Here is a 1,009-nt window from a genome sequence, read left to right on the forward strand (position 1 = left end):
CTACCATTGGGGCGTTGGCGGATGCTGAGGCGGGGATGCCTTATACGCATCCGGTGAAGCCTGCTGTAAAAAGCGTAGTGGATGATCTTGGGGGGGTTAGTTCTAAGATTACTGAGTTGCCTAAAGCAACCCGCAATAGCCCGAGGAATATCCAAACAGATCAGTCAGCATCGGATGCGATTAAGAACCTAGTATCTGCGGGATTCAAGAATACTCCAAGTAAAGACGGAACGGTCAATGTACTTACTAAAGGAGATAAAACATACACGTTCTACTCAAGATCAAAAACTACGGGGCTGCCTTCTGCGGAACTAAAGATAGGTGGAAATAGTAAGAAAAACATTGCTGTAAAGATTCGTTTTGAAAATCCTTAAGGGTGTAATATGAATAGTTCCTGTCAGCATGTTTTATGTGGTTTGGTGGACTTTTCAAAGAAGCTTCCAGATAATATTGTTAAGGTAAAGAAAGGAATGACATTTTTTGTTGAGAGATCGGCTATATATAGCTTGAGTATTTTAAAATTGTTATTTTTTGTTAGCGTTAATAGTGGTGCAAAAAAAATATTTTTCTGCTTTTTGGTAGCCAAAAAAAATAAATTTGAGATCTCCTCGGTTTATGAGGTTGATCTGCTTGAGGTTAATTTTACTGAGATAGAGAATAGGCTGTGCTCTTTATATGAAGAGCATGTTTTAGTTGGAGAGGTAGGTAGAATAGTAGCTTTTTCAGATATGGTCTCATGGGTTCTGTATGAAGAGGTTTTAGAAGAGATAGGGGTTTTGGTTATGTTGGATGAAACGAAATCTGTATATTCGAATTTTGATTTTGGCGAGTTCGTTAGTAGAGAGTTTATGATGGAGCAGGCTGATTTGGGTTTATACCGTAAAGAGTACGTAGATAAACTTATTTCTAATTATTAATATAAAGGAAGAATTTTTATTTTCCCTATCCTAACTTCTGAACACGGAGGCTCCAGGGAGCATAAAGGGGACAGATTTATTTTCCCTACTCT

Annotated in this window: 2 protein-coding genes; both read left to right on the forward strand. The window is 38.0% G+C overall.

Features of this window, described 5'->3' with window-relative positions; translation table 11 throughout:
• Nucleotides 1-374: hypothetical protein (locus HMPREF2716_RS28290; protein WP_218189020.1), on the forward strand; the 374-nt coding region annotated here is incomplete at its 5' end.
• Nucleotides 375-383: 9 nt separating this feature from the next.
• Nucleotides 384-917, forward strand: a complete 534-nt coding sequence (locus HMPREF2716_RS29655; RefSeq protein WP_170869053.1) for a hypothetical protein — start codon at nt 384-386, stop codon at nt 915-917.
• The last annotated feature ends 92 nt before the right edge of the window (nt 918-1,009 follow it).

It is taken from the genome of Pseudomonas sp. HMSC076A11, assembly GCF_001810205.1.
Lineage (GTDB): Bacteria > Pseudomonadota > Gammaproteobacteria > Pseudomonadales > Pseudomonadaceae > Pseudomonas > Pseudomonas aeruginosa.

What these genes read in the sequence shown, in the direction of transcription:
- HMPREF2716_RS29655 (WP_170869053.1), top strand. Translation starts at nt 384, where the DNA reads ATGAATAGTTCCTGTCAGCATGTTTTATGTGGTTTGGTGGACTTTTCA.